Here is a 25,375-nt window from a genome sequence, read left to right as displayed (position 1 = left end):
ATGAGGGTATGGCTCCTTGCGTTCAGATCAGGGGCGAACCCACACTATACTCGCATTGTTCTGGCATTCTCCGCCGGGGAATGAGGACCGAACGGGGCGCACGCGCTCACAACCAGGCGAAGGGCGCACGGGCATTTGACGATGACTTCACCGGACACACCCGGCCACAGCATGATGGGGTGGTCCAGCAGTGTCCGCCGTCCCCTCATGCGCGCCGTGCTCCGCGCGATGCGCGACGGGATCATCTTCGCCCTGTGCGTGTGGGGCGCAGCCCTGGCCCGGTACGACTTCTCGCTGTCCGAGCCCAGCTACCCGGCGATCGCGGTCTGCTCGGCCATCGGCTTTCTCGTGTTCACGGTCTTCGGCACCGCCCTCGTCTACCGCGGCCGCTACTACCGGGGCTCCGGTGACGAGTACATCGGCATCGGGGCGCTCCTGGCGGTGTCGAGCGGGCTCATGTACCTGCTGGGCGCCTTCGGTCCGGAGTTCCTGCGGATCCCCAGCAGCGTGCCCCTGACCTCGTCCGCGCTCGCCGTCGTGGTGATCGGCCTCGTCGGCTGGACGCGGAGCACGCTCCACAACCTCAGCCGCAGCCGCAGCGGGCGGAGCCGGAGGACGCTCATCGTCGGTGCGGGCTACCACGGGCTCGCCGCGTTCCGGATGATGGCCGACGACCCGCATGCCGAGCACGTGGCCGTCGGCTTCCTCGACGACGATCCGGAGAAGAGCTACCTGCGGATCGAGGGCGTGCGGGTGCTGGGCACGCTGGCGGACCTGCCCACGGTGCTCGAGGCCCGCATGGTGGACACCGTCGTCCTGGCCAGCCACTCGCTGCCCACGGAGAAGCTCGATGCGATCGTCGAGGCCACCCGCCGCCGGGCGGTGGAGCTCAAGGTGCTGCCGGAGCTCGACGCCCTCGACCTCCGCGAGCGCGGGGCGGCCAGCCACTCCGCTGTCGCGCTGCGCCCGACCTCGTTCCGCTCGGTGGAGATGGACGACCTCATCGGCAGGCGGCCGATCTCCACGGACATCGAGGAGATCGCGAGCTACCTGGACGGCAAGACCGTCCTCGTCACGGGTGCGGGGGGCTCGATCGGCTCTCATCTGTGCAAGCAGCTGGCCCGCTTCTCCCCGGCCCGCGTGGTCATGACCGACCGGGACGAATCGGGACTGCACTCCACCCAGCTGATCCTCGAGGGCTCGGCGATGCTCACGAGCGAGGACCTCGTGCTCGGTGATCTGCGCGACTCCGGTTTCGTCCGCTCCCTCATGGCCGAGGTGAAGCCGGACATCGTCTTCCACGCGGCGGCACTCAAGCATCTCACCTTCCTCGAGCGGTTCCCGGACGAGGCGATCAAGACGAACGTGGGCGCGAGCCTCAGCCTGATGGACGCGGCGGTGGAGCAGGGAGTGCGGCAGCTCATCCACATCTCCACGGACAAAGCGGCCGACCCCACCTCCGTGCTGGGCGCGTCCAAGTACCTCACGGAGCGGACCGTGGCCGCGCTGGCCGCGGAGACCGGCCTCGGCTTCATGTCGGTGCGGTTCGGCAACGTGCTCGGCTCGCGCGGCTCCGTGCTGGGCTCCTTCGTCGCCCAGGCGCAGGCCGGAGGCCCCCTCACGGTGACGGCCCCGGAAGTGCGGCGCTACTTCATGTCCGCGGACGAGGCGTGCGAACTCGTCATGCAGGCCGGCGCCATCGGCCGGGCCGGCGAGACCCTCGTGCTGGACATGGGCGAGCCGGTGTCGATCGAGGCGCTGGCACGCCGGGTGATCGCCCTCAGCGGCCGCGATGACATCGAGATCGAGTACACCGGGCTGCGCGCCGGCGAGAAGCTCGAGGAAGCGCGGCTGGCCGCGGGTGAGGAGGATCTGCGTCCGCGGCATCCGCTCATCACCCAGGTGCCCATCGCGGCGGTGTCCCTCGCAGGGGTCCGCGCACTCGTCGTGAGCGCACGGCAGGCCGGCCACCGGCGCGATGCGGAGCTCGTGGCCGCGCTCCGGCGGATGATCGCCGCACCGTCCCCGGAGGCAGACGCGGGGAGCCGGGGTGCAACGGGCGGCCCCGCCGTCGCCGAGCGCGCGGCGGCGGGCCCTGCGACCGCGCCGCTGTCCCTGCCGCGCATCCTGGACGGTTCGCAGAAGGACGGCAGCCTGTGACGGCGCTCGTGCTGATCGCGGTGTGCTGCGCGTGCGCCGCCGCGTCCTATGCCCTCAGCCGGTTCGCCGTGCTGCCGTGGCTGCGCCGGCGCGGTGTGCTCGACCATCCCACCGTGCGCTCCTCGCACGATGCGCCGGTGGTGCGCGGCGGCGGGGTGGCGGTCGTCCTCACGGTCCTGCTGGGCGGAGCCGCGGTGTCCTCGGCAGCGGTCTGGGCGCTCTACGGTGATCCGCCCTGGGCCCTGAGCGTCCTCGGCGCGGCCGCGGAGGCACCGCCGACGGCGGTGCTCACTGCTGTGCTGCCCCCGCTCGCCGCCGCCGGATTCGGCCTCATCGGCCTCATCGACGACTTCAACTCGCTCTCCGCCGCCGGGCGCCTCATCGTGCAGGTGCTGCTCTCCACCGCCCTCGCGGTGTGCCTCACCGTGACGGGCGGCATGCTGGGGATCCCCTTCGGCCTCGCCGGAGCGCTCAGCGTCGCCCTGAGCCTCGTGCTCGCCGTCAACGCGGTGAACTTCATGGACGGCCTCAACACGCTCATCACTGCCTGGGGCGCGATTGCGGCTCTGTGGCTGGGCGGCGCGGGACTCCTTGCGGGCCAGCCCCTGGCCGCCGCGGGCGCCATCGTGCTGGCGGGCGCACTGGCGGGCTTCCTGCCGCTCAACCGCACGCCCGCGGACGCCTTCCTCGGAGACGTGGGCAGCTATGCGGTGGGCGGCGGGCTCGCGGTCCTGGGCTGGCTGGTCTGGACCGGAGGCGCGCCTGCAGTCGTGGCGCTCGCCCCGTTCGTGGTGCCCGTCTTCGACGTCCTGCTGACCCTCTGCGTCCGGCTGGCCCGCGGTGAGAACATCTTCGCGGCCCACCGCTCGCACATCTACCAGCGCACGCGGGCCGCGGGCGAGCTGGAGCACGAGCAGGTCTCCGTGCTCCACCTCGGCGCCGTCGTCCTCTGCCTGGCCGCGGTGGGCCTGGTGCCCCTCCTGCCGGCCTCCCTCGGGTTCCCCGCCGTGCTGCTGACCTGGGCGGCGGTCCTGGCCTGCTACGCGCTCGCCCCGCGGGCGGCCGAGGCCCTCCGCACCCGGACGGGAGGCCGCGCATGAGGATCCTGCTGCTCACGCACTACTACGAACCGGAGATCGGTGCGCCGCAGCGCCGCTGGCGGTCCCTCGTCGACGGGTTCACGGCCCGGGGCCACGAGGTCGCCGTGATCGCCCCGGTCTCGCACTACCCGCACAGGCGGGCAAGCGATCTCGGCGGACCACGGCAGCTGCCGTGGGAGTGGTCGGCGGGCGTGCGCGGCGAGCAGGTCATGCGGGTGCCGTATGCGCCGCTGTCCGGTTCGATGCCGGGGCAGATGGCGGACCAGACGCTGTCGTCTGCGGCTGCGGCATTCGCCGCTCTGCGGCTGCGGCGGGCGCGTCCGGATGTCATCGTCTCCACCACGCCCGGGCTGCCCATGCCTTTCGCGGCCGCGGGGATCGCCCGGATGCTGGGCGCACCGCACGTGGCGGAGGTCCGCGATGCCTGGCCGGACCTCGTCGCGGACTACCGTCTGGTGGACTCCGTGACCGCCGGCCGCCTGCCGCGCCGGCTCGCCGAGGACGCGGAACGGCGTTGGATCCCCGGGCTCTTCCACTCCGCGCTGCGCCGTGCCGATGCCCTGGTCACGACCGCGGAGTCGTTCTCAGCGCAGCTGCGCGCCCGCGGCATGCGGCGGGTCGAGACGATCCGCAACACCGCGGAGACGGCAGGACCGGCCCCGGTGGTCCGCGTGCGGGCGGCGGGGGAGCCGCTGCGGCTCCTCTACGTGGGCACGGTGGGCCGGTCCCAGGGGCTCGAGACCGCGATCAGGGCGGTGTCCCGCGTGTCGGGCGTCCTGCTGCGGGTGGTGGGCGCCGGGGCGCAGTGGACGGAGCTGCGTGCTCTCGCGGGACAGCTCACGGACCGCATCGGGTTCCGGCCGCAGACCACGGGGCCTGCGCTGGAGGAGCACTGGGACTGGGCGGACTCCGGCCTCGTGAGCCTCGCGGACGTCCCCTCCTTCGAGCGGACCGTGCCCTCGAAGCTCGTGAACCTCATGGCGCGCGGTCTGCACGTGACGGGCGTCTGCGCGGGAGAGGCCGCAGAGATCATCCGCGGTGCGCACGGCGGCCACGTGAGTGCGCCCGGTGACGAGGACGGCCTCGCCGGCCTCCTCGTGCGGCTGCGCGATGATCCCCGTTCCACGGCGGTGGACGGGAGGCCGCGCCAGTGGCTGCGCGAGCACGCCTCCCCGCAGCGTGCGGTCGAGGACTATCTCACCCTGCTCGAGGAGGTGCGGGCATGAGTGCTGTGAAGACTCCTGGCACAGACGCTGCGTCCGCGGCGCCGGGCACTGCGCGCGGCATCCGGCTGGCGGAGGGGGTGAGCGTCCTGGTGCGCCAGTGCTCCTCCCTGCTCCGCATCGTCGCCGATCATGTGGCGGACGATCCCGTGCAGTTCGGCATGCAGGTCTCGCGCAGGCTGCCTGCCCGTGTGTCCCGGACGGCGGGCGCAGTGCTCGCGCGGGTGCCCGCGCGTCCGGCCCGCGCGGCGGCGGCCTGGCTCACGGGGGATCCGGCAGCGGCGCGGGATCTCGTGTCCGCACGGACGGCCCGGGGACTCGAGGCGCGCCTGCTCGGCGAGCTCGCGCTGAGCATGGGCCTGCGGGAGTCCGCCCGTGCGCTGGCCTCGGCCTCGGCGGGGACGAGGGGAGGGCTGCGGCTCGCCGCCCGGATCGCCTGGCACAGCGGTGAGATGGGCGAGGCCGTGGCGCTGGCACCGGAGGGCGCGATGCGGATGCGTCTGGCCTCCGAGCGGCGCACCTTCCAGCCGGGCTGGTGGCCTGCCGCATGGTCTGTCCGGGCGGCTCCTGCACCTGCGCGCGCACCGCACGCCGATGTGCTGTTCGCGCTCACCAATTCGCTCCCGCACACGCAGTCCGGGTACACACTGCGCAGCCACGCGGTGCTCACCGCCGTGCGCGATGCCGGCGTCCGGGTGCTGGCGGCCGACCGCACCGGCTATCCCACCGCGGTCGGGAAGCTCACGAGCCGGGACCGCAGCTTCGTGGACGGCATCGAGTACCTGTACGACCTGCCCGCCCGGATGGGGCGCTCTCCGGAGGCCCGGCTCGAGCAGCAGGCGCAGTTCCTCAGAACCGCCGCGCAGGTCTCCGGGGCGAGGGTCATCCACACGACCACGCACTTCACCAACGGTCTGGCCGCCGGCGCCGCGGCACGCGCACTCGGGCTGCCGTGGGTCTACGAGGTGCGCGGTTCGCTCGAGGACACCTGGGCCTCGGGCCGGGGCGATGCCGCCGCCGTCGCGCAGGCGAGGGAGAGCGAGCGCTACCGGCTGTTCCGCGCCCGCGAGGCCGAGGTCGCCTGCGAGGCCGACGCCGTGGTCACTCTCGGCGAGACGATGGCCGCGGAGCTCGCGAGCCGCGGGGTGGACCGGTCCAGGATCCTCGTGGCTCCCAACTCGGTGGGCGCGGATGTGCTGGAGGCGGACTGGCAGAGGCCGGCAGCGGATGTGCGCGAGGAGCTCGGGCTGCCGTCCGGGGGCGTCTGGGTGGGGACCGCGGCCTCGGTCGTGGGATACGAGGGCCTCGATGTGCTCGTCGATGCCGTCGCCGAGGCCCGGGTGGCGGGAACGGACCTGCGCCTCCTCGTGGTGGGCGGCGGCGTCGAGCTGCCCACGCTGCGGCAGCGCGCGCGGTCCCTGGGCGAGGCCGCCGTGCTCACGGGCCGGCTGCCCGCTGTCCAGGCGCGCAGGCACGTGCAGGCCCTCGATATCGTGGCGGTGCCCCGGCGGGACGTCGAGGTGTCCCGGAAGATCACTCCGCTCAAGCCCGCGGAGGCCGGCGGTCTGGGGCGCGCGGTCGTGCTCAGCGATCTGCCCGCGCTGGCGGAGGCGCTGCCGCCGGGTGCGCGGAGGCTGGTCCCGGCGGAGTCGGTGCGGGCCCTGGCGGCCGAGCTCGCGGCACTGGCGGCGGATCCGGAGGAGCGCGCGCGTCTGGGCGCGAGCGCACGCGGATTCGTGGAGGAGCACAGGACGTGGGAGAAGCTGGGAGAGCGGTACGCGCGGATGTACGAGGATATGGGAGTGGACGTGAGGGGCGGTGCAGTGTGAGCGTGGAGCGGACGTTCGGCCCCGGAGAGCTGCGGACGGCGGTCTCCGTGCCGTCGTGGACGCTGGGGCAGGTGGGGCGCCGGCTGCCGCTCGACACGTACATCGAGCAGCTGTGGCGCAGACGGCACTTCATCCTCGCGGAATCGCGCTCGAAGATCGCGGGCACGGCGGGGCGGAACCTGCTGGGATACGGCTGGCTGGTGCTCAACCCCCTGCTCAACGGACTGGGGTTCTATGTGATCTTCGGTCTGATTCTGGGGACCAGCAGGGGCATCGACAACTTCGTGGGCTTCCTCATGATCGGGGTGTTCTTCTTCCAGCTCACCATGCGCTGCGTGACGGGCGGCACGCAGGCCGTCCGGAGCGGGCGGTCGATGATCCGGGCGTTCGCCTTCCCGCGCGCGGCGCTGCCGATCACGGTGGTGGTGCGCGAGGTGCTGAACTTCATGCCCACCTTCGCGGTGCTGGCGGTGGTGCTGGCGGTGCTGCCGCCGGCGGAGAACCTCACCTGGCGGGTGGTCCTCGTCGTCCCCTGCTTCGTACTGCAGGTGCTCTTCGCCCAGGGCTGCGCGTTCCTCCTCGCGCGGCTGGGGCACATCCTGCCGGACATCAGCAATCTGGTGAATGTGCTCGCGCGGTTCTGGCTCTACGCCTCGGGGGTGTTCTTCTCCATCGACAGGTTCGATCTCGTGCCGTTCGTCCAGACGATCATGAAGATCAATCCGATGTACTCGTACCTGGAGATCTACCGGAACTCGATCCTCTACGGGGTGGACTCGCCGCCGTGGATGTGGATGCTCGCCGCGGGGTGGGCGTTCGTCTTCGTGATCTTCGGCTTCCTGTTCTTCTACCGGGGTGAGGAGACGTATGGCCGCGCCGAATGAGACGAAGGCCGCCTCCGTCGTGGTCGAGGACGTGCACATGGACTACAGCGTGCGCACCTCGGGCGGGGGCAGGGGGCTCGCCGGGAAGGTGAAGAGCCGGATCGGCCTGGGGGAGAGGACCCGCGTCGAGGCGCTCCGCGGCGTCTCTCTGCTGGCGCGGGAGGGCGAGTTCGTCGGGGTCATCGGTGCCAACGGTTCGGGGAAGTCGACGCTGCTGCGCCTCATCGCCGGGGTGGAGAAGCCCACGAGCGGGCAGATCCTCGCTCGGCGCCAGCCGACGCTGCTGGGTGTGAACGCCGCGCTGCAGCAGGCGCTCTCGGGTGCAGCGAACGTGCGTCTGGGATGCCTTGCGATGGGGATGACGCCGGAGCAGACGGAGGCCGTCTACGAGGACGTGGTGCGGCTGTCCGCCCTCGGAGATGCGATCAAGCGGCCCATGGGCGGCTACTCGTCCGGTATGGCCGCGCGCCTGCGATTCGCGATCGCAGTGGCGGCGCGGCCGAAGATCCTGCTCATCGACGAGGCCCTCTCCACGGGCGATGCGACGTTCGCGCAGCGCAGCGAGGAGGCGATGAACGAGATGCTGGCGGACGCCGGCACGGTGTTCCTCGTCAACCATGCCGCCAAGGTCATCCAGGAGCTGTGCACCCGTGCGATCTGGATGCACGAGGGGACCGTCATCATGGACGGCGAGGCCGAGCACGTGGCGGAGAAGTACCGCTGGTGGGCGTGGAACGTGGCGAAGGGGGAGACCGCGGTCGCGGAGAAGCTGCTGGCGCAGGCGATGGACGAGGGGGAGATGCAGAACGTCTACGTGCTGCCGGAGGCGCCCATGCGGATGACCTCGCCCCGTCATGCGACCCGCGTCCGGCGCGGCGGCGGGTACCGCACCACATCGCTGCGGCCCACGCAGGCGCCCGCGGTCGCACCGGGCTCCCAGGACGAGAGCCGATTCCCGGAGACGGATCTGCTGCCGGTGGTCAACGATGTGGTGATCGCGAAGCAGAGCAAGCCGGTGGGCGCCCGGCACGTCTCGCGGAGGTGAGGGCGCGATGAGCGGGGAGGCCGTGCGGGTGGGCATCTGGGGGTCCTGTGTGAGCCGGGACACCGTCGAGGTGATGCCGGAGGTCGAACCTGTGCCCTATGTGGCGCGACAGTCGGCCATTGTGTCCCTGCAGCCGTACACCGGACCGCTGCACCTGGAAGCGCTCGGCTCCGCCTTCCAGCGGCGGATGATGGAAGGTGACGCAGCTGCGAACGCGGCTGGGCGGATCGTCGCGGCAGCGCCGCAGGCCGTGCTCATCGACCTCGTGGACGAGCGCAGGGGTGTGTGGCGGTTTCCCGACGGTTCGCATCTCACCAACTCCGTCGAGGCCTTCCGCACCGGCGTGGACGGATGGGCGCCCGAGGCCGGTGCCCGGCTCATCGAGTTCGGCACCGATGAGCACTTCGAGCTGTGGCGCGAGGGCTTCGCACAGGTGACGGGCAGGCTCCGGGAGCTGGGGGTGCCCCTCATCCTGCTGGACATCGCCTGGGCCGAGGTGTTCGACGGGCAGGAGATGCCCGGGGGCGTGCGCTCGTACCTGGGTGCACGGGGCAGGCGCTTGCGACGGGGGTACCGCGAGGCGGTGCAGTCGCTCGCGCGGGGCGGGACCATGAAGCACGCGGTCAAGCGCTTCGCCTCCGTGGGTCCGACCGAGGCCGAGGCGCTGGCCGCATCCTCGCGCACCGCGAACGGCGAGTACCGGCGGTACGCGGCCGAGGCGGGGGAGCGGGTGACGGAGGTTATCAGCCGCACTGTCGCTGATGTGCGCATGGACTCCGAGCACCGGTGGGGCGTGGGGCCCTATCACTATCGTGAAGGCGACTATGCCTCGATCGCGGCGGAGCTGCGGGGGCGTGGGGTGGTTTCGTCCCCGCGATCGTAAGAGGCAGCGGGGCCGGCGGTGATATGAGGGTGAACAGAGAAGGTCTCCTGTCGAGATGGGTCTCTGCGCAGGGCCGGGCACCGTTAGACTGCGGCGGTACCGTCCTCGACGTGTGCAGTCGCCCGCACTATCAGGAGTTCCTGTGTCTCATCCCACAGTACTGTCCATCTTCGGCACGCGTCCGGAGGCGGTGAAGACCGCACCGCTCATCAAGGCGATCGAGCGCAGCGGCTCACTGCGATCGCGGGTGGCCGTCACAGCGCAGCACCGGGAGATGCTGGATCAGGTCACGTCGCTCTTCGACATCACCCCGGACACGGATCTCGACATCATGTCGCCGGGGCAGACCCTCAACGGCATCACGGCACGGGTGGTCGAGGGGATCGACCGGGTGCTGGACGAGGAGCCACCCGATGCGGTCCTCGTGCAGGGCGATACGACGACCGTCATGGCCGCCTCCATCGCGGCCTTCAACCGCGGCGTTCCGGTCATCCACCTCGAGGCGGGCCTGCGCTCCGGTGACATCTCCAGCCCGTTCCCTGAGGAGGCGAACCGCAAGCTCACCAGCCAGATCGCGGCTCTCCACCTCGCGCCCACCGAGCGCTCCAAGGGGAACCTGCTGGCCGACGGCGTCTCCGGGGACCAGGTGATGGTCACCGGCAATACCGTAATCGACGCACTGCACTGGGCGGTGGAGCAGAAGGTGAAGCCCACGGACGAGGCCGCGCGTGCGTTCACCGCCTATGAGGGGCCGTCCCTGCTGGTGACCACGCACCGCCGGGAGAACCTGGGGAACTCGATGGAGCAGATCGGCGATGCGCTCGCAGAGCTTGCCGCTGTCCGTCCGGAGCTCACCATCCTGCTGCCCGCCCACCGCAATCCGCTGGTGCGTGAGGCCGTGCTGCCGCGCGTGGAGGAGTTCGCCAATGTGCTGATCTCCGAGCCCCTGTCCTATGGGGAGTTCACCACCGTGATGGCCGCCGCCGACATCATCCTCACGGATTCCGGCGGCATCCAGGAGGAGGCCCCCAGCCTGGGCAAGCCCGTCCTCGTCATGCGGGAGAACACGGAGCGGCCTGAGGCTGTCGACGCCGGTGCCGTGAAGCTCGTGGGCACCCGGCGGGAGACGATCGTGGAGGCCGTCGGGACGCTGCTTGACGATCCCGATTCCTATGCGGCGATGGCTCGTGCGATGAATCCCTATGGAGATGGCCGGGCGGCCGAGCGCTCAGTCTCTGCCATGGAGCAGTTCTTCGGTGTGGGAACGCGGTCGCCGGAGTTCGCCGCGGAGGGGTGAGGGCGGCGGCCGGTCCGGGAGACGCACTTCGGCAGGACCGCACAGCTGTACTATGACCGGGTGCCCATTCCCATCCACCGGCGTCGGCTCGCTGCGGGCGTTTCGACGGTCACCGCCCGTTTCCGGGTGATCAGGACGATCGCGGAGAAGTCCGCGATCGCAGCTTTCGGATTCGACCCCCCGGTGGATCCGAGCGCCTTGATTCCGGGGCTCACCTGGTCACCCTCGGCCGGAACCTTCTACCAGTACCTTCCTGCGACGGAGGAAGAGGGGTGGATGGCGATTCGTCCCGTCACGCTCCCACAGGGAGCGAGGTCTGTCACCGTGCGCGTCCTGCCCTGGCCCGCGGGAGGGGAGCCGGATGCGCCTGTGGGGGCGATCGACATCGTCGAAGGAGGATTGCCGCAGGCTGCGAGCGAACGCTCTGCAGATGAGCGGGAGCCGGGGGAGGCCCGTCATTGGACCCCGTCCAACCAGGCGGAGTTCGAGGTCGACCGCAGCCTGGAGGGACTGCCGATCTACTACCGTGAGACCGACCGCGGTGGACTGGGCGTCGATGCCCTGACGGTTCTCATGCCCGCTGCGCTGGGCGGGGCGCGCAGCGACCGGACTGCGGCCATTGTGAGTCGGTTCTCCTGGGCGCACCTGTGGCCGGAATCGGCGGTGCTGGCGATCGCAGACCCCTGTCTCCAGGAGTCTTCGAAGCTGAACGGGGCATGGTTCATCCACTCGCGCCACGACGTGCTCGCAGCGATCGCCGCGCTGGCTGCCCGGAAAGCCGAGCAGCTCCGTGTTCCCGCAGACAGGATCACATTCTACGGCTCGAGTCTCGGCGGCTTCGGGGCCATCGCCGCAGCATCGGCCCTGCCTGGATCACGCGCAGTGGCAGAAGTCCCGCAGATCTATTTCAGGAATTGGATGGCGAGCTCCGTCCGTGATGTGGAGAGGCACCTTCTCCGTATGCCGATAGCCGATTTCCACGCTCGTCATCCCGAACGGCTGAGTCTCCCGGATCGGCTGATCCACTCCGGAAATGTGCCGTCGATCAGGCTGATCACCAATCCGGGCGAGTTGCGCCTGGACGAACAGCTCGAGTTCCTCGAATGGGCGCGCACGGCCGGTCTGCCGATATCGGGTCCGATCGAACTGTTCAGCACCGACAGGGTCTCCGGGCACCAAGTCCTGGACAGATCAGCGGTGCGGTGGCTGGTTTCATCGCAGTCGCTCTGATCTGTCGCTCGCGGGGCATCCCCAAGTCGTGCCTCAGGCGCTCATCCATTCGCTGTATCGCTTGATGAGCCGATTCTCGTGACCGGGAAGGCGGGCGAAGGCCAGCGCGCGTATTCTGGTGCCGGGGTCGATGTCCGGGAGTGGAAAAACCGCCTTCTTCGCCGAGCTGTACCATCTCGTCGCCTTCTTCTCGCTGCCCGCGTAGAGATAGACCGCCCATTCGACCTCGGGCACGTGGTCGCCGCCGTGGATCGCCACGCTCACCTGATCCCCCGACCGCCGCAGTGCCACGGAGAAGGTGAAGGGATCGGGGCGGCGATGCCTGGGCGGGGAGATCCGTGAATGATGCCACGCCGATGTTCCGGAGAGCAGCGCCTGTGCCGGCCGCCCGGGGTCGCGCCGAGAAGGAGCGTCTTCCGGGAGGGAGAGGAGCACGGACTCATAGGGGGAATGCCTGCCGGTGAAGGCCACTCCCATGGTCTCGATCTTCGCCGCGGTCTGGCCGGGGTTCAGGGAGTTCTGCACGAGCAGTGTGGGCACGACGGTTTCGAAGTCCCGGATCGGGACTTCGGTGAGATCGGCGAGCTCCCATCCCGCTCTCATGGCGAACGAGGCGACAGCTGCGGCATTGTCGAACGGTGCGACGTGGCTTCCCGGATCCTGAATGAGCTCGATGGAGCCGCGGGACTTCCGGTCGGCATCCTCTCCGGCGAAATACGTCGAGAAGTCTGCAGGGCCGCGGGCGCTCGGAACGGAGTCCGCGGGCGGCCGTGCTGCGGGGAGACCGCGCCAGGGCCCGTCGTCGAAGGGGATCTCGTTGAGCTTCGGACTGCACATCTGGATGATGTCGTAGGCGAGCCGGCCGCGCGCTCTGTCATCGTCGTCGAGCAGTCGTGAGGCCTGCAGGAACTCGGGCTGCGCGAGAGGGTAGAGCACCAGGGCGTTCCTGTCGTATCGCTGGAGGAGCTCACCAAAGTGATCTCTGTTCCGGAAAGCGGCGTAATGCCGATTCAGCTGCTCGGACAGGGGGAGACCGTGGCCGAGGGCCATGCTCTGTGCGAACACCTCGGCCGCCTCATCGCGCAGGTCTCCCGTCATGTGCCGCGCATGGGGGACTGCTGTCGAGAAGAGCGCGCGGGCATCGTCGTGGACCGTTTCGGGCCGGTCGGCGAGTGCGGCGAACGAGGGGTGGCTGCGCACGTTCTGATACGCCCGCCGCAGCAGCTCGCCGGAGCCGCCGTGGACCTCCAGGCGCAGTGCGGTCGGCCAGATCGCCGAACTGGAGCACGGCCACGTGAACTTCGCACCCGCCCAGCGGCTCTGGAAGACGTCCAGGCTGGTGTGGAAGTCGAGCGGCACGCCTGTCACCCCGGTCTCCCTGGACCATTCCATGCCCAGGTGCGCACGCAGCTCGTGCGCTGTCTCCAGATCGAGTTCCAGGGTCTTCTGCGCTGCGGCGGAGGACGCTGTGCGCGGATCACCGGTCATGGCTGTGAAAGCCGAGTGCACACCGGCCGAGTGTGTGATTGCCAGAGCGACGCGCGAGTCCCGCCCACCCGAGACCGCATGGCGCTTGTCGGGGACGCTGCTGTGCGCCAGAGCCCGGATCTGGCTCTGGGCGCGGGCGATGCCCGCGGAGAGCAGATCGCGGTAGGCGGCTCCAGCGGGGGCGCTGAAGACGTCGTGCGGCACCTCATACGTGCCCGCTTCGTCGATGACGAGCTCCGCCGCGGCGGGAAGCGAGCGCACGCCCTCGAACATCGTCCGATGGCTGAAGCTGCTGTGCATGAGCGTGTGAGAGCTCAGCAGGTGTGCTGCTGCGACGGGCCAATCGATCGCCACGCTTCTGCCCTGCCGCCTGAGCTCGGCGACCACCGAGGTCTGGTTGTCGCCTACCACGGTGACCTCGTCCTCGCCCAGCCGGTAGGTCGAGTAGTACAGCCGGTAGTAGCCCATCAGGTCGGCGAGGAAGCGATATGAGTCGTCCTCTGCGCGGTGGAAGGCGAGGAACCACTCTCCGGCTGTGTCGCGGACCTCGTCGAGCTCAAGGTCGTGGAGGGGCGCCCTGTCGAGCGAGCGGGCACCCGTGCCGGTCCACATGAGGCCTCGGCCGTACACGGCGCGGAATCGGCGAGGCTCGAGACTCCCGGAGGCGGCGGGCCGCCCCGAGCGTCCGTACGTGCGCCGGGGGCGCACGACGGTGAGGCACACCGCCCTGCGCCTGAGCCGGGAGTCGACGATGCTCTCGCTCATGGGACCTGCGCGCGCACGGGCGGGGCCGAGGCGTCCATCGACCGGGCGAGGGCGTGGAGGCCGGTGTAGCGGCCCTGCAGCTGCTGGACCGAGACGCCCGCGGCGAGAACCTCGGCGACGACCTCGGCGCCCTCGGCGGGATTCTGCTCCACGTAGCGGGCGACGAAGCTGAGCTGATCGTTCTGGAGCGCGCGCACGCATCCGGTGATCCGCGCAGAACCCCGCGTGCGCACCTCTTCCAGATGGCCGATCACCGCGAGTCGCTGTGCCACTCCGAAATCGCGGGAGAGTTCTCGCCGCGAGATCGAGTCGGGGCGCATGTGCCTCACATAGGCGGCATCGGGTGCAACGCCGGCAGGGACGAGCTCGACGGGGTGCAGCAGGAGCTGGCTCATGAAGACCACGTCCTCACCGCTGTGCAGGCCGGCCGGATAGCGCATGGAGCGGGCGATCTCTGCGGGGATCAGCTTGCAGGCGTTGAGCCCCAGCAGCCCTGAGACCCGGGCGAGGGGGGTGCGGCGCCCCCGGAGGTGGGAGAGGCGCCGGTTGTTCGGCAGATCCGTACGGAAGACTCCCTCCGGCGTCACATCGCGGAGCGGCGCCGCGACGACCGTGTCGGGAGCGGCGGAGAGCCACAGATTGAGCACATAGTTGCGCTCGATCTCGTCATCGTCATCGACGAAGGTGACATAGTCTCGGGTCGAGAGCTGCAGCCCGAGGTTCCTCGCCTCGGAGGCGCCCTCGATCTCCGAGTGGGCGAATATCGTCGCGAGCTGCGGATGTGCGGAGCGGAACGACTCGACCACTTCCGCGGTGCCGTCGTCGGGGCCGTTGTGCACGACGATGAGCTCCATGCGCGAATGGCGGATCGACTGTGCCGATATCGAGGCCAGCATCGCTGGCAGGCGATCGGCCCCGAGGCGGGTCGCGATGATGAGTGACACGCCGTCGGACTGGGGGAGCGCGAGACCGCTCAGCGCATGAGCGGGAGAGCCGCTCGAGGCGGGCTTCGGCCGTGCCGGTTCGGGGGCGGCGCCGTTCCCGTGCCCGTCGTGCGCGGGTCCGTTCGGCCGTCCCACTCCGATCGCGGACAGCGCCTCGAGCACGCGCGCGGCGTCGCCGTCGTCGAGCGAGGCCGAGCCGACTCGGGAGATCGAGTTCGGATTGCGGATCAGCAGACCACCGGTGAGGATCGCCCGGGTGCCTGTGAGGGCATCGGCCTTCTCCGCCATCCGCGTGATGGGGTGATCACCGCCGGTGAGACTCTTCGCGTTGAAGATCCCGACGATGCCGAGCGACCGGGCCAGATCGAACAGGTGCCGTACGCGCGTCACCAGATCGCCCTTCCCTGGCACGCGCTCCGGAGCGGTCTCGATGCTGGCATCGACGACGAGAGCGTCGAAGGACGGACTGAGTCCGTCGAGGGAGGAGAGCGGCTTTGAGTCCAACAGGGCGTGATGGTCCGCCATCCGCCGGACGAAGCCCGGCGAACCGACGAGCGCCAGGCGCACACGTGAGCCGGCGGGTGACGCCGACCCGGCGCTGTGTGCAGAGTTGAGCGCGCCGAGGTGGGACGCCTCGGCAGAGCTGCCGGCCAGCGCCTGGATCTCCGCCGTCATCCGCGCATCGAACACAGGGGGCGCCGAGCCCGACGCGGCCTGTGCCGCCCCTGCAGGCAGGACGCCGATCGCCCCGGGCACGCCTGCAGCGGTGCTGCCGGGGCTGATCAGCGCCAGACTCCGGGAGACGAGCAGCCCCGTGAACTGCGCAATCAGATCGCCGGTGTAGGGATGGTCCGCGATCTTCCGCAGCGGCATCGCGAGCTCATCCGCGGGCGGAGCCCACACGTAGGCGACTCCGAGCCGGCTCGCCGCCAGGGCCGCAGGCAGGGCGATGTGCCACGGGGCGTCGATGAGAACGCGCGAGCGCGGGAAGGACATGAGGTGCGTGCGCACTTCCGCGGCCGTCGCCTCGACCCAGCGGTCGAACCTGAGCCGGTCGCTGACGCGGATCCGCGCATCGAGGTGCTCTTCCAGCGCATCGGTGATGAGCGGCCCCGAGGACATCGCCGGATGCCGCCGGGGATCGCTCGGGGCAGAGGCGGCGGAACCGGAATCCGCCCGGACGCCTCGGCCCGTGTAGCCGAAGGGCACGATCCCGATCCCGCCGATGACGAGCTCCGGGTCGGCGGTGAGGCCGGAGGGGGACGCCGGGCCGGAGTGGGCGGCGACGCGCACGTATCGCGGCTCGGGCCCGGCGAGGTTCTCCGAACCTCCGCAGCGGACCGGGGGGAGAAGGTCGATGCGCCGGGCGTCCAGGGCCAGCAGCCCGCGGACGAACATCTCGAGCACCTTGAGGCTGCCCGAATCATCCTTCGTGACCTCGATGTTCCGGTCGAGTGCCCCCTTCGCCTCGTCGAACTCGCCCGAGGCCACCAGTTCGTCGACCTCGCGGAACACGCGACCGGGCACTCCGGCAGGTGCGCCGGAGGCCTGGTCTGTCCGGGAGACGGCGCTGAATCCGACGACGGTCTCGCGCCACAGCTGTCCCACCCGGTCCGACCGGTATCGCTCGGCATGGGCCCGGGCCTGCTCCGCGACGGCCTGGTGAGCCGCAGGGGTGGTGCTGTGCGCGAGGACGAACTCCGCGATCTCATCGGTGGAGCCGAAGGTGCGATCCGCACCGATGATCTCCCGTGCGCCTTCGCGCTCCCACGCGAGCGGCACCGCACCCGAGACCGCACCTTCGATCGCCGCAAGGTGGAAGGTCTCCCGGCTGCTGGGCGAGAGCACCCAGCCGATCTTGCGCAGCCAGTTCGCCATATCGGGCGCGAAGGGCTCGAAGCTGATGCTGTGCAGGAGGTGGGGCCGTTCGCCCAGCCGGCGGTAGAAGTGCCGGTAGGCGTCCTGGTGAGCGGCCTTCTTCCACTCCCACGAGTAGTTCCACGGAGCGTGTCCGCGGATGTGGAGAGTGAAGCGCGAATCGACGGTCAGGAGCTTCTCGAGAAGATCCAGTGCCCGGTCGGGGCGTTTGAGGATGGGGACCATGCCGACCATCCCGAGGTGGTGCCTCGCGTCGTCGAGCTTCGGCCGGTCCAGATCGAATGCGTTGACGGAGTTCGGGATGACCACGATCTTCTCAAGGGGCCAGCCGTGCCTTTCGTGTGCCTTCCTCCGGTAGAACTCCGAGGCGACGACCACTGCTGCCACGCGATCCATGTCGAGATCGACGATCCAGTCGGAGAGCAGCTCGAATCCGTGCAGGTGCACGATGAGAGTCTGATGCGGACCGATGTTGTGCGAGTACCAGACGGCGTTCTGGACCGCGAACTCCGTGAGCACGACATCGGCCCAGTCGAGATAGGGGGCACTGGCACGGGGCTGCGCTTGGGAGTGATGGGCGAAAATGTCGAACCGCACGTCGAACCCGGGATCAGCGAGAAAGCTCTCCACCAGGTCTCCTGCGAACTTGAAGTCGCTGCCGGCGATCACGGTGCGCAGCGGGCGCGAGGTCCCGGTGTCGACTCGCGCGACGTCGGCTTCGGCGAATGGATCGTTTGCCTCTCCGGCTCGGACGGCTTCCCCTGCGGCATCGGGATCGCCGGCCGGGGACAGCGACACGCAGAGCCGCCCCTCGGATTCGGCCAGCCTCCGGCCGTAGTGGCGGGCCGGGGGGTCGGAGGGCAGGAGCTCCGCGCCGTCCGGCGCGGGGAACCGCCTGCCGTCGACGAGCCCGGGCAGCCTGCGCAGGGTGCTGTGCACCGCTGAAGGCTCGGAGGCTTCGCCGCCTGTCGAGGCGTCGTGGAGCAGGATCCTCGGAATGCTGGGACGCTCTCGCAGACGGCCCGCGAACTCGCTGAGATCGTGCAGGTCTGCGCTGGAGAACAGCGCCTCGCGGACGTGGAGGTCGGTGACTTCCGTGACGTCGGCCGGATCCGCGGGGAGCGGGCGGCGCGCTTCGTCAAACCACGGGAGCACCCGCACCTTCGAGGAAGCTTCGGGGAACTCCGAATCGAGCATGGATCGCTGGGTCTCGTCTGCCACGAGGATCCTCGTGGAGGAGCCGGCGACGATGCCCAGGTCTGTGAAGCTGGACCGGGGGAACCCGCCGCCGGCATAGGGGCGGTCCACGGGAATGGTCCAGAGCCGATGCCCGAGCCTGCCCGAACCGGCGACGAAGCGACTCAGGCTCAGGCCCTGCACGATGACGAGATCGGGATCGAGCCTGCCAGCCTGGGCGATCACCGAGCGCGCGCGGTATCTGGCGAGATGTCCCTCTGCATCCTGGTGGTCGGAGGGGACGCCGCTCTCGGTGACGACGACGGCTCCTGTTCGTCGGAGAGCTTGGTAGCGTTCGACGCCGTCGACCTCACGCGCCAGGAACTGGATCTGCCAGCCGCGGTCGGCCAGTGCTCCGACCAGACCATCGACCCAGAACCTGGCGATCTGATCAGAGGCATAGCGGACATCGCAGGCGACGAGGACTGATTTCCTTTGGTTCATCGACTGTCCTCCACGTCGTTGCCGAATGGGGCGGGGCTTCCCTGCGGATCCGGGCCTCCGCTCACCTCGACGAGGACCTCCCAGAGGGGCGATTGTGCGGCACCTTCCTCGAGGTCGACCGCGGGAACGGAGCTGAGATCAGCGGTGAACGTCGACAGCAGCCGATCGCCCATTGTTCCGAGACGGCGGCCGCAGGGGAGGAATAGCGCCTGCCCGCCGCGCGCGCGGAGAAGCCGACCGGCTTCAAACAGCTCTTCTGCGAGGTGCCGCGACTGGTGCGAGTCTGCTCCTTTCCACTGTCCTGAGAGAAAGGCGCGAGCTTCGACGACCAGACACTCCACTGCATCCAGGGCGGCGATCTCAGCGGTCATCCCCGGTACGGCGGGGACGACGGGCTGGACCCGCTGGAGACGAGCCGCGGTGGAGGCGGTCCCGACCAGAAGCACGGAACCGGGGCGGACGTGGGGGAGCACACCGGAAAGGGAGCCCAGACTTGGACCGTTCTCCATCTCCGGCACCGACGGCGTCGACGCGCGCCCCAGGGCGGAGAGTACTCTGTTCGCGTTGCTGGGCGGTCCGGACTCCGCTGCGTTCACGGTTGCCCCCTCTCGGAGGGCCGGTCGTCGATCGGATCGCCCAGCAGTTCGTCGGCGAACTTGTCCGTCACCATGTTCCAGAGGGCAGCGCGGGCGGCATGGGAATCGCCGATCGGAGTGCGCACGTCGGGATCCATGCCCGAGAGCACGCTGCCGCTCTCCTCAAGGGCCCAGACTCGCGCTGCCGAGCCCCTGTAGTCACTCCATTTGGACGGCAGGTAGGGATTCACCGCGTGTCCGGAGCCCGATTGCGCATCTGTGACGACGAGGTAGTCGAGGGCCTGTGAAACCGCGAGGAAGCGGAGGTACGGGAGAGAGCTGTTGAAGGTGATCCGGTCCTCCACACCCTCGACTCCGACGCCGTCCAGGGTGCGCCTGACCAGCAGATCGAACTGTGGGCGGGAGAAGCTCGCAGGCTTCACGCCTCCGGCGGATTCCGGAATGTAGTTCGTGAATACATGCAGGCGGATCCTCGAGCGCACGTGCTCCGGCAGAGCCCGGAGCGCATCCGTGATTTCCGTGATCCCCCGTGCGGTGTAGAACTCCCCGAAGTAGCCCAGATGTACATGATCGTCGTCGACCACATAGTCAGTCTGTGCCAAGTCGTAGAACCCGGCGTCGAGGGTGGGATGGTGGGACACGACGGCGATCCCCTCGGCACGCTCACGCAATCGCGGCTGTCGGATGGTGCTGAGCATGACCTGCCGCTGGTGATCGTTGGTGAAGATGAGCGAGTCCGCATACGCATAGGCGAGGAGCTCCGCGAAGCGGAAGATCGTGAGATCACCGGGCTCCATGTATCCGAAGTCGGCCTCCCACCGGTCGATGAGCCCCGTCGTGAAGTCATCACGGGGGATCGCCCCGCCGCGCGCTGCGCCTTCGACATCCAAAGAGAGAGGGTCGGAGAACTCCACTGTCCACGGAATGCCGTCATGAACTTGTTTGATGCAGATGCCGGCATAGAGGGACGGCGCCCACATCGCTCGCGTATACAGCCTGCGATATACAGCCCCGTCGGCAATGCGATCCGAGGCGACCTCGGCAGCCTTTTCTGCAAAGGCTCGGTATGCCGGCCATGACGCCCATGAGGGGGTCAGCGGGAGGAATCGCTTCGAGGATACGTATGGCCGCGAGATGAGTTCGACGGTCGGATCCTGCTTCTTGTGCTGAAGAAACGAGCACGAGATGACGTCGAAATTCTCAGCGAATACCCGTAGGCGCTTGGACGCGACTGTGGACCCGGTGTCCTGGAACGGTGAGAAGTTGTAGAGCACTGCCAGTGACTCCACCTGCCCTCGGACACGGTCCCAAGGGAAGCTGAACCCGGCGCCGGCGAATGTGAGGGCGTCGCACAGTGCTCGGCGCAACTCGCCACCACGGGCATAGAGCTCGGCCGCTGGTGCAAGTGCGTGGACGATGAAGCGCTGGACGATCCCTGCGTCGGCCCCCGTGACGGTGGCCATAGCCTCATGAATGGAGGCGACCGCTGAGACCGCGTCTTCTGCGATCCGGCTCGGATCGTCCCCGGTACGGCCCGTTCCTCTCCGGCCCGAGCCCGGCTCCGGCTGCATCGGAGCGGCGGGGCCGGTGAGCTGAACGGTCTCGCACACGGCCGCCAGGGTCCAGGCGCGGAGACCGAACTCGCCTCCGGCGGCGGCGATCGCGGAGAAGTCCGCCCCTTCTCCGCCCGGCGCGGTGATCCGGGCCGCTGCGGCCGAGCTCACCCGCTCGAATGCCTCGGCGCGGGTGAGGGGCGGGACGACTGCCGTCCATGAGCCGGCCGGCGCCATGAGCTCGAGGGGCGGGCCGGCGGGGGCGTCTGAGACGGCGGAGGACACGCTCAGGCTGGAGAAATCTACGGTCCAGACGACCCGGCGGTTCAGTTTCGGGACGTCGGACGATGCCTGTGGGGGCACGATCAGCGGCCCGCCCGCACATCGGCGTCGGAGGACGCTGCGGGAGAGACGGCCTCGGAGACCGAATACTGCAGCAGGCGCACTTCGCGGCGCAGGCTCTGAGCGAGCTGAACCAGATCGGTGCGCACGTCATCCGGAGCCGGCTCGGCCTCGGTGCGCGCACGGACCACGGCAAGGTCCTCGCTGATCCCGTCGAGGCGAGCGAGCGTCTGGGCCGCATGGGGCGCCGCGGATCCCCGCGCGGGAGCGGCATCGCGCACGGAGCGGATGCCGGCGTTGATCACACGGGTCTGCATGTGGAGCAGCGCGGCCATCACGATCATCCAGGCCCCGGCGCAGCCGGCGACCCCGCCCCACGCGCCGAAAGCGCCGAGGACGACGGCCAGGGCGGCGGCTGCGACGGCGGCGGCCAGCAGGCAGCGGTAGGCCAAGCGGTCTCGGGGGTTCATTCGGGAGGCCTCCTGGGAATGCCGGCACATGAGAATCCCACAGCTGTCGAGGGGCATCGGCTCTCGGTCATCCGGCTGTCTGTCCGCACGGTCGGTCCGGGAAGCATATGGCTGCGGGATCCATTGCACTCTAGCATGGCGCCGCAGGCGCGGAATGGGTGAACGATTTCATTCTGTCCTGAAGCGGTGCTGTTCTCGGAGATCTCCGATGGTGTCGGGAGGGGGCTGCGGCTTTTCCGGTGAATGGCGTTCTCGAGCAGATGATTTCCGCGTCGAATTCGCGAATGTCAGCTGAACCGGCGGCTGTGTGCACGGCCGATGCGGCCGATGGCATTCACTGCGCCTTCGAGGGCTGAGCTTCCCGGGCCGCCGCGGGCGCTGCACTCATCGCCACAGACCCTTCGTGTCGATGACGATCTTCTCCTGCAGCTTCTCCCGGTCGAAGACCTTGAAGGGATCGTGATCGACCAGCACCAGCACGATGTCAGCGCGCTGTACGGCGTCGGCCAGGTCTGCGAGTTCGACATCGGCCCTGCCGGTGAGCTCGCGGGGCAGTTCGTCGATGTTCGGTTCGACGATCAGCACCTGCCCGTCCTCCAGCCGATCAGCCAGTTCGACGGCGATGCTCTTCGAGGGGGACTCGCGCAGATCGTCGATGTTGGCCTTGAAGGCGATGCCGAGAGCGGCCACGACGGGCTTCTTGAGGCGATCCGCCCGCTCGAGGACCTTGTCGATCACGACCTGGGGCTTGGAGTCGTTGACACCGCGGGCGGCGGCGATGAGCTTCGCGTGCTCGCGGTCGGCGGACACGATGAACCACGGGTCCACGGCGATGCAGTGGCCGCCCACGCCCGGGCCGGGCTGCAGGATGTTGACACGGGGATGGTGGTTGGCGAGCTCGATGAGCTCCCAGACGTCGATGCCCTGGCGGTCCGCGATGATGGAGAGTTCATTGGCGAAGGCGATGTTGACATCCCGGAAGGCGTTCTCGGTCAGCTTCGCCATCTCCGCGGTGCGGGCGTCGGTGAGGAGGAGCTCTCCGGTGCAGAAGCTCGCATAGAGGTCCCGGTTGAGCTCGGCGGCCTCCTGCGTGAGCCCGCCGATGATCCGGTCGTTCTCGAGCATCTCGACCATGATGCGCCCCGGCAGCACGCGTTCGGGCGCATGCGAGAAGTAGAGCGAGCTCGTGAGGTTCGGCTCCTTGGCGAACTCCGGTCGCATCCCGAGGATCACATCGGCCATGAACTCGGTGGCGCCGGGAGGGGCGGTGGACTCGAGGACGATGAGCTCTCCGCCGCTGAGCCTGGGCGCGATTCCCCGGGCTGCCGTCTCGATGTAGGAGAGGTCCGCCTCGTGGTCGCCCTTGAACGGGGTCGGGACGGAGACGATGTACGCATCGGCCTCGGGAGTCTCGGTCTGGGCACGCAGCGTTCCCCTGGCGACGGTGCCTGCGACGACGGTCTCGAGGCCCTCCTCGACGAATGGAACTCGTCCGGCATTGACCGCGCCCACGGTCGATTGGTCGATGTCGACGCCGATGACGGACTTGCCTGCCTGCGCGAGGACCGCAGCGGTCGGCAGGCCGATGTAGCCGAGGCCGATCACGCTGACGGTGTCGAGGGGGACGTTCGGGCTCACAAGGGCTCCTGGGTTGGGGAACAGCACGCTCGTGTCAACAGTACTGGTGCTGGCCGAGTCCCGTGATGGATCTGAGGAGTGAGACGCACCGCATGAGCGCTCCCCGCCGGCCGGCTGCGCGCCTCCCGCAGGAGCTGTGCGTCACCCGAGAGTCGCGTCCGCAGGGTGCGTTTATACTCGGACATTCACGATTATGCAGGCCTGTGCTGAGCCGAGGCCCGGTGCTGTCCGCTTGCGCGTACCCCCTACCCATGAGGTTCGAGCGTGTCCCACCACTCTGAGTACGAGGTGCCCGCCGGTGCCGGAGCATCCATCGCCGCCGCACCGTACGGCTATGACGCCGCGGGCAATCCGGCGGAGCCTCCGCGCCGGGGCCGCCAGCGCAAGAAGCGCACCGGCAGGAAGATCCTCGCCGTCCTCGCCGTGCTGGTGCTCCTGGCGGCGGCGGCGATCGCCGGGTACGTCTTCTACCTGGGCAAGCTCTTCAACGACAACTCGACCCAGCTGGGTCAGGACGAGCTCTACTCGGGCGAGCAGCCGGTCGCGGAGTCCGGCGACCCCATCAACATCCTCCTGCTGGGCTCCGATGCCCGCGATGAGGACGTGGACTACGCCGGGGGAGCGCGCGGCTTCCGCTCGGACACCATCATGGTGATGCACCTCGACGGCGACCGTAAGGGCGCGCAGGTCATGTCGATCCCCCGTGACATGTGGGTCCCGGTCGAGGGACACGGCAATGCGAAGATCAACGCCGCGATGAGCTACGGCGGTCTGCCGCTGGCCAACCAGACGATCAGCGAGTTCATCGACGCGCCCATCCACCACGTCGCCATCATCGACTTCGAGGGCTTCAAGGCGCTCACGGACAGCGTGGGCGGCGTGACCGTCGACTCCGAGCAGTCCTTCGAGATCGACGGTCACTCGTTCACGCAGGGCGAGAACGAGCTGGACGGTGAGCAGGCGCTCGCCTTCGTCCGCGAGCGCAAGGGATTTGCGGACGGCGACCTCCAGCGCGCGCGCAATCAGCAGGCCTATCTCAAGGGGCTCACCTCCAAGATCATCTCCGCGGACACGCTCAGCAACCCCAACAAGGTGGCAGGCATGGTCCGGGACTTCGCCCCGTACATGACCGTGGACGAGAAGCTCACAGCGGGCAACATCGCCAGCCTCGCCTACGAGATGCGCGAGGTGCGCCCCGGCGAGGTCAAGTTCTTCTCCGCCCCGATCGCCGGCGCCGGCCGCTCCGCCGACGGGCAGGCGATCCTCAATGTGGACGAAGCCGGCAGGGACGAGATCCGCCGGGCCTTCGCCGAGGACGCCGTGGGCGAGTACGCGGACAGCGCACCGACCCCGCACCTCTGACCCAGCGCGCCGCCCGCGGCGCGCCCCACCGGCTGGAAGGCCCACCGAGCATGACCGACGCGAACCCCCGCACCGTGCACGAGAGCGGCACCGCCCAGTCCGGCGCGGCCGGTCCCGGTGGTGCCCGCTCCGATAGCGGCTCACGCGGTGCCGCGGCGGCTGCCGAGCTCCCCGCATGGCGTCAGGACTACCCCTACGAGAAGAAGCTCGGCAGGCGCGAGTACGAGGCGGAGAAGCGCCGGCTGCAGATCGAGCTCCTCAAGCTTCAGCGGTGGGTGAGGAACTCAGGCGAGAAGATCGCGATCCTCTTCGAGGGCCGCGATGCCGCAGGCAAGGGCGGCTCCATCAAGCGCTTCACGGAGCACCTCAACCCGCGTGGCGCCCGCATCGCCGCGCTGGGTGTTCCCACGGACCGGGAGAAGTCCCAGTGGTACTTCCAGCGCTACGCCGAGCACCTCCCGGCCGGAGGCGAGATCGTCTTCTTCGACCGGTCCTGGTACAACCGGGCGGGAGTCGAGCGGGTCATGGGCTACTGCACGCCCGCCCAGCACCGGGAGTTCATGCGTGCGGCACCGGAGTTCGAGCGGATGCTCGTGAACTCCGGCACCCACCTCATCAAGTTCTGGTTCTCGGTGGGCCGGGCCGAGCAGCGTGAGCGCTTCCGCGCCCGCTCCCAGGACCCGCTCAAGCAGTGGAAGCTCTCACCCACGGACCTGGCCTCCCTCGACAAATGGGACGCGTACACGGAGGCCAAGGAGGAGATGTTCTTCTACACGGACACGGAGATCGCCCCGTGGACCGTCGTGAAGTCCAACGACAAGAAGCGGGCGCGCCTCGAGGCGATGCGCCATGTGCTCAGCCGCTTCGACTATCCCGACCGGGACCTCACGGCAGTGGGCGCGGTGGACCGCCTCATCCTGGGCAGGGCCGCAGAGATCCACGAACCGGACGAGCATCCCGGCGAGCTGAGCTTCCCGCCGCTGCGGTAATCAGACGGGCCGGGCCTCA

At 69.4% G+C, this 25,375-nt stretch carries 17 protein-coding genes; 11 read left to right on the top strand and 6 right to left on the bottom strand.

The features are described 5' to 3' along the window. Positions 1-207: 207 nt before the first annotated feature. The 9 genes from K318_RS20050 (at position 208) to K318_RS0106895 (ending at position 11,651) form a co-directional block, all read left to right on the top strand. On the top strand, positions 208-2,160 hold the full coding sequence (locus K318_RS20050; protein WP_051297639.1) for a polysaccharide biosynthesis protein: 1,953 nt from the start codon (positions 208-210) through the stop codon (positions 2,158-2,160). Then, a complete protein-coding gene (locus K318_RS0106930) occupies positions 2,157-3,260 on the top strand; it encodes a glycosyltransferase family 4 protein (protein WP_029088945.1) in 1,104 nt (367 codons plus the stop codon). Before K318_RS20050 ends, K318_RS0106930 begins: the two co-directional genes overlap by 4 nt. Further along, the gene (locus tag K318_RS0106925; protein WP_029088944.1) at positions 3,257-4,486 is read left to right on the top strand and encodes a glycosyltransferase family 4 protein; all 1,230 of its coding nucleotides are present in this window, start codon (positions 3,257-3,259) and stop codon (positions 4,484-4,486) included. Before K318_RS0106930 ends, K318_RS0106925 begins: the two co-directional genes overlap by 4 nt. After that, positions 4,483-6,312: a glycosyltransferase gene (locus tag K318_RS0106920; protein WP_051297638.1), complete on the top strand. Its 1,830-nt coding sequence runs from the start codon at positions 4,483-4,485 to the stop codon at positions 6,310-6,312. Before K318_RS0106925 ends, K318_RS0106920 begins: the two co-directional genes overlap by 4 nt. Further along, the gene (locus K318_RS0106915; RefSeq protein WP_051297637.1) at positions 6,309-7,196 is read left to right on the top strand and encodes an ABC transporter permease; all 888 of its coding nucleotides are present in this window, start codon (positions 6,309-6,311) and stop codon (positions 7,194-7,196) included. Before K318_RS0106920 ends, K318_RS0106915 begins: the two co-directional genes overlap by 4 nt. Beyond that, entirely contained in the window at positions 7,180-8,241 is a 1,062-nt protein-coding gene (locus K318_RS20045; RefSeq protein ID WP_051297636.1) for an ABC transporter ATP-binding protein, read from the top strand. The genes K318_RS0106915 and K318_RS20045 overlap by 17 nt, the downstream gene beginning before the upstream one ends. Positions 8,242-8,248: 7 nt before the next feature. Then, complete coding sequence (locus K318_RS23575) at positions 8,249-9,124, top strand: DUF6270 domain-containing protein (protein WP_051297635.1); 876 nt, start codon at positions 8,249-8,251, stop codon at positions 9,122-9,124. A gap of 142 nt (positions 9,125-9,266) precedes the next feature. Next, entirely contained in the window at positions 9,267-10,421 is a 1,155-nt protein-coding gene (gene wecB, locus K318_RS0106900) for a non-hydrolyzing UDP-N-acetylglucosamine 2-epimerase (protein ID WP_029088941.1), read from the top strand. A gap of 369 nt (positions 10,422-10,790) precedes the next feature. Next, positions 10,791-11,651 carry a hypothetical protein gene (locus K318_RS0106895; RefSeq protein WP_156913833.1) on the top strand — a complete coding sequence of 287 codons (861 nt, stop codon included), beginning with the start codon at positions 10,791-10,793 and terminating at the stop codon, positions 11,649-11,651. 33 nt (positions 11,652-11,684) lie between these two features. On the opposite strand, the gene K318_RS0106890 is transcribed toward K318_RS0106895, so the two are convergent. The 6 genes from K318_RS0106890 to wecC all read right to left on the bottom strand — a co-directional run bounded on the left by K318_RS0106890 (position 11,685) and on the right by wecC (position 23,005). Then, positions 11,685-13,904, bottom strand: a complete 2,220-nt coding sequence (locus tag K318_RS0106890) for a hypothetical protein (RefSeq protein ID WP_029088939.1) — start codon at positions 13,902-13,904, stop codon at positions 11,685-11,687. Continuing rightward, positions 13,901-18,406 carry a glycosyltransferase gene (locus K318_RS23570; protein ID WP_051297634.1) on the bottom strand — a complete coding sequence of 1,502 codons (4,506 nt, stop codon included), beginning with the start codon at positions 18,404-18,406 and terminating at the stop codon, positions 13,901-13,903. The genes K318_RS0106890 and K318_RS23570 overlap by 4 nt, the downstream gene beginning before the upstream one ends. Further along, positions 18,403-19,002 (bottom strand): hypothetical protein, encoded by a 600-nt coding sequence (locus K318_RS24630; protein ID WP_156913831.1) that lies wholly within the window; start codon positions 19,000-19,002, stop codon positions 18,403-18,405. Before K318_RS24630 ends, K318_RS23570 begins: the two co-directional genes overlap by 4 nt. Next, entirely contained in the window at positions 18,999-20,465 is a 1,467-nt protein-coding gene (locus K318_RS0106875) for a hypothetical protein (protein ID WP_156913829.1), read from the bottom strand. The genes K318_RS24630 and K318_RS0106875 overlap by 4 nt, the downstream gene beginning before the upstream one ends. A gap of 455 nt (positions 20,466-20,920) precedes the next feature. Beyond that, complete coding sequence (locus tag K318_RS0106870; RefSeq protein WP_156913827.1) at positions 20,921-21,367, bottom strand: hypothetical protein; 447 nt, start codon at positions 21,365-21,367, stop codon at positions 20,921-20,923. A gap of 384 nt (positions 21,368-21,751) precedes the next feature. Then, positions 21,752-23,005 carry a UDP-N-acetyl-D-mannosamine dehydrogenase gene (gene wecC / locus K318_RS0106865; RefSeq protein WP_029088936.1) on the bottom strand — a complete coding sequence of 418 codons (1,254 nt, stop codon included), beginning with the start codon at positions 23,003-23,005 and terminating at the stop codon, positions 21,752-21,754. A 264-nt stretch (positions 23,006-23,269) separates the two neighbouring features. Here wecC and K318_RS20030 point away from each other — a divergent pair, with 264 nt between their 5' ends. Then, positions 23,270-24,367 carry an LCP family protein gene (locus K318_RS20030; RefSeq protein WP_245579790.1) on the top strand — a complete coding sequence of 366 codons (1,098 nt, stop codon included), beginning with the start codon at positions 23,270-23,272 and terminating at the stop codon, positions 24,365-24,367. Between the two features lie 50 nt (positions 24,368-24,417). Continuing rightward, positions 24,418-25,356 (top strand): polyphosphate kinase 2, encoded by a 939-nt coding sequence (gene ppk2, locus K318_RS20025; protein WP_084499795.1) that lies wholly within the window; start codon positions 24,418-24,420, stop codon positions 25,354-25,356. Positions 25,357-25,375 lie beyond the last annotated feature (19 nt).

Source organism: Brevibacterium album DSM 18261, assembly GCF_000426445.1.
In the GTDB taxonomy this organism is placed as follows: Bacteria; Actinomycetota; Actinomycetes; order Actinomycetales; family Brevibacteriaceae; genus Brevibacterium; species Brevibacterium album.
Note: the sequence above shows the minus strand (reverse complement) of the source record. Positions and strands in the feature narration are given on the sequence as shown.